This window comes from Streptomyces sp. URMC 127 (assembly GCF_051386535.1).
Lineage (GTDB): Bacteria > Actinomycetota > Actinomycetes > Streptomycetales > Streptomycetaceae > Streptomyces.
This window is the reverse complement of record NZ_JBPQTW010000346.1, coordinates 1-4150: the sequence shown is the minus strand read 5'-3', so window position 1 is coordinate 4150 and position 4150 is coordinate 1. Positions and strand designations below refer to the sequence as shown.

Annotated in this window: 3 protein-coding genes; 2 read left to right on the top strand and 1 reads right to left on the bottom strand. The window is 75.2% G+C overall.

Annotated features, from left to right (window positions below; genetic code table 11):
- Positions 1-179: 179 nt before the first annotated feature.
- Complete coding sequence (locus ACSNOH_RS33630; RefSeq protein WP_436725240.1) at positions 180-1856, top strand: threonine/serine ThrE exporter family protein; 1677 nt, start codon at positions 180-182, stop codon at positions 1854-1856.
- A 393-nt stretch (positions 1857-2249) separates the two neighbouring features.
- On the opposite strand, the gene ACSNOH_RS33625 is transcribed toward ACSNOH_RS33630, so the two are convergent.
- Positions 2250-2747, bottom strand: a complete 498-nt coding sequence (locus tag ACSNOH_RS33625; protein ID WP_030367366.1) for an inorganic diphosphatase — start codon at positions 2745-2747, stop codon at positions 2250-2252.
- 116 nt (positions 2748-2863) lie between these two features.
- On the opposite strand from ACSNOH_RS33625, the gene ACSNOH_RS33620 reads away from it, so the two are divergent.
- The coding region (locus ACSNOH_RS33620; RefSeq protein WP_436725241.1) for a D-alanyl-D-alanine carboxypeptidase/D-alanyl-D-alanine-endopeptidase at positions 2864-4150 on the top strand (1287 nt) is incomplete at its 3' end.

Below are 4150 nucleotides of genomic sequence, written 5' to 3'. Positions count from 1 at the left end.
CCCCCCCGCGCCCCCTCGCACGCCCTCGTTCCCATTCCGCATAGAGCCGACCCCACTGGGCACACGCACCCCTGATCAGGCATTGTGACCCTAGGGCTACAGCTCTGCGGGACGTTCCGGCGATACGGCCGCGGGGCCGCCCGGACGACCGGCGAGCATGGCGTTGCGAGGAGAACGAGGTGGCCGAGCGGCAGCGGGGTGACGCTCCGGAGGATCGCAAGCCGCAGTCCGACGAGGCGCGCAGCGCTTTCACGCCACCGCTCGGCGTGCCCCTCCCGCCGCCGCCCGAGGACGAGCACCCGACCTCCGAGTTCGCCGTCCCCGAGGGCATCGCGCCCGAGCCGCCCGGCGAGCCCGAAGGCTCGGCCTTCGCTCTTCCCGCGGGCGCCGTCGCGCCGGACTCCAGCATCACGCAGACCAACCTGCTGCCGGGCTACACGCCGCCCCACGGCGCGCCCAAGGTCAGTCTGACCAAGGACACGCCCTGGCAGGACCGCATGCGCACCATGCTGCGCATGCCGGTGGGGGAGCGGCCCGCGCCCGAGCGGGCCGCGAAGCAGGACGAGCCGGGGCCGCCCGTCCCGCGCGTCCTCGACCTGACCCTCCGCATCGGCGAGCTGCTGCTCGCGGGCGGCGAGGGCGCGGAGGACGTGGAGGCGGCGATGTTCGGCGTCGCGCACGCGTACGGGCTGCACCGCTGCGAGCCGACGGTCACCTTCACGCTGCTGACCGTCAGCTACCAGCCGTCCCTCGTCGACGACCCCGTCACCGCCAACCGCACGGTGCGGCGGCGCGGCACGGACTACACGCGGCTGGACGCGGTCTTCCGGCTCGTCCACGACGTCACGTCGCAGGGGCTGACGCTGGAGGAGGCGTACCGGCGTCTCGCCGAGATACGCCGCAACCGCCACCCGTACCCCGGGTGGGCGCTGACCGCGGCCTCCGGGCTGCTCGCCGGCGCGGCGAGCATGCTCGTGGGCGGCGGGCTCGTGGTGTTCCTCGCGGCCGCGGCCGGGGCGATGCTGGGCGACCGGCTGGCGTGGCTGGCGTCGGGGCGCGGGCTGCCGGAGTTCTACCAGTTCGTGGCGGCCGCGCTGCCGCCGGCGGCGATGGGGGTGGCGCTCAGCGCGCTCCACGACTACGTGGACGTCCAGGCGTCCGCGGTGATCACCGGTGGGCTGTTCGCCCTGATCCCCGGGCGGGCGCTCGTGGCGGGCGTCCAGGACGGCCTGACGGGCTACTACATCACCGCGGCGGCGCGGCTCCTGGAAGTCGGGTATCTGATCGCCGGCATCGTCTGCGGCGTGCTGATGGTCCTCTACGGGGGCGTGCACATCGGCGGGGCCACGCTGAACCCGGAGGCGGCGCTGGAGCGTGTCGAGCGGCCCGGGGTGCAGATCGTGGCGGCGATGCTGCTGTCGTTCGCCTTCGCGCTGCTGCTTCAGCAGGAACGTCACTCTGTGTGGGTGGTGACGTTGAACGGCGGGATCGCGTGGGTGGTCTACGGCGCGCTCGCCGACACCGCCGGGCTGGACCCGGTGCCGGCGACGGCGATCTCCGCGGGGCTGGTGGGCCTCTTCGGGCAGCTGCTCTCGCGCTACCGGTACGCGTCTGCGTTGCCGTACGTGACGGCGGCGATCGGGCCGCTGCTGCCGGGTAGTGCGGTGTACTTCGCGCTGCTGAACTTCGCGAAGAACGAGCTGAACACGGGGATCGCCAGTCTGACGAAGGCGGCGGCGCTCGCCCTGGCCATCGCGATCGGGGTGAACCTGGGGTCCGAGATGGCCCGCATGTTCCTCAAGGTCCCGGGGGAGGCGGCGGGGCGCCGCGCGGCGAAGCGGACGCGAGGCTTCTAGCGCAAGCCTTGCGCGGGGTGCGCGGATTTTCTCCGCCGCGACGGCGCTCGGCCCCAGCGGCCGTGTCCGGCGGTGCCGGGCCTGCCTCGGCTCGTACGGCACCGCCGGATTCCGCCGTGGTGGTTGCGCGCCGCTGCGGCGGGTGGGGTTTGGGCGGGCCAGAGCCCAGCTTCCGGGGTGGCCCGGCTGCCTCTCTCCGCCGCGACGGTGATGCGCCCCAGCGGAGGTGCCCGGCGGTGCCGGGCCTGCCTCGGCTCGTACGGCACCGCCGGTCTCCGCCGTGGTGGTTGCGCGCCGCCGCGGCGGGTGGGGTTGGCCGGGCCGGGGAACGGCGCGGGGCCGGGACCCGTACGTGGTGTACGGGCCCGGCCCCGGGCAAAGCGAGCCGCAGGCTCAGTGGTGGGCGCCGCCCGCCGCCTCAAGGCGCTTGTACGAGGCCTCGATCTCCGCCTCGGCCTCCGCGCGGCCGACCCAGTCCGCGCCCTCGACCGACTTGCCCGGCTCCAGGTCCTTGTAGACCTCGAAGAAGTGCTGGATCTCCAGGCGGTCGAACTCCGACACGTGGTGGATGTCGCGCAGGTGCTCCATGCGCGGGTCGTTCGCCGGGACGCACAGCAGCTTGTCGTCGCCGCCCGCCTCGTCGGTCATGCGGAACATGCCGATGGCGCGGCACTTGATGAGGCAGCCCGGGAAGGTCGGCTCGTCCAGGATGACGAGGGCGTCCAGCGGGTCGCCGTCCTCACCGAGGGTGTTCTCGACGAAGCCGTAGTCCGCCGGGTAGCTGGTCGAGGTGAAGAGACGGCGGTCCAGGCGGATGCGACCGGTCTCGTGGTCCACCTCGTACTTGTTCCGCGAACCCTTCGGGATCTCGATGGTGACGTCGAACTCCACGGGTGGCTCCTCCATGATCAACACATACGTCTGGTGATTAAGTGTCTCTCACGAGGGTGTGTGCTGGCGAAAGGGGCTGGTCGGTGGTGTCGGAGACCAGGTCGTGGCGGCCGCGGCTGCGGCTGCCGCTCCGGCCGCGGCTGCCCCAGCCGCCGCCGTTGCGGGGCGGATCGCCGCGGGCGCGGACCGTGCGCTTCGCCGCCGTGTCCGCGCTGGCCGGCTGCGTCGTGGCGGCCGGCGCCGTGGGCGCGGCCGGTCCCTGGGAGGGCGGCCAGCGCCGGGCCGAGCGGGCGCGGGCCGCGGCGGTCCCGGAGGCGGAGCGCGGCGGCGACGGCGGCCCCGTACGACCGGCCGCACCGCCCGTCCTCGCGGGCCTCGGCGGCCTCGGCGGCCGCCCCACGGCGCCGCTGCCCGCCCGGGACGGCCTCGCGGGCGCCCTGGAGGGACTGCTGAAGGACGCCGCGCTGGGCCCGCAGACGTCGGTGGCCGTCGTCGACGTCGCCACCGGGCAGCAGCTGTACGGGGCCGGCCAGGACACGCCGTACACCCCCGCCTCCACGATCAAGACGGCCACGGCCGCGGCGGCGCTCGCCGCGCTGGGCCCGGATCACCGGATCGATACCACCGTCGTCGCCGACGGTGACACCGTCGTGCTCGTCGGCGGCGGGGACCCGACGCTCACGGCCCGCCCCGCGAAGGAGGGCGCGCCGCCCGCCGCGAGCCTGAAGGAGCTGGCCGACGCCGCCGCCCGCGCCCTCAAGGCGCGCGGCAAGGGCCGGGTGAAGGTCGCCTACGACGCCTCCCGCTACTCCGGGCCCGCCCTGCACCCCATCGGCCCCAACGAGAACATCGCGCCCGTCAGCGCCCTGATGGTGGACGAGGGCCGGCTGGACGACTCCGACCACGGCCCCGCCGACCGTACGGCGGACCCGGCGGGGGACGCGGCGCGGAAGTTCGCCGGGATGCTGCGCGACGCGGGCGTGGACGTCGACGGGGACCCGGCGGCCGGGCGGGCCGGCGACAAGGCGGAACGTCTCGCCTCGGTCTCCTCGCCGCCGCTGTCCGCGCTCGTCGAGCGCACGCTCACCAACAGCGACAACGACATCGCCGAAGCGCTGGCCCGACAGACCGCGCTGGCCTCCGGGCAGCCGGCCGACTTCGAGGGGGCGGCCCGGGCGGTGACGGCGCGCCTGGAGAAGCTCGGCCTGCCGCTGTCCGGCGGCGCCCGGATCGCCGACGGCAGCGGGCTGGACCGGGCGGACCGCGTCTCGGCGGCGTTCCTGGCGGGGCTCCTCGCCCGGTCGGCGGATCCGGCGCGGCCGGAGCTGCGGGCCGTCCTGACGGGGCTGCCGGTGGCGGGCTTCAGCGGGACGCTCAGCGGGCGGTACGGGGCGGACGCGGGG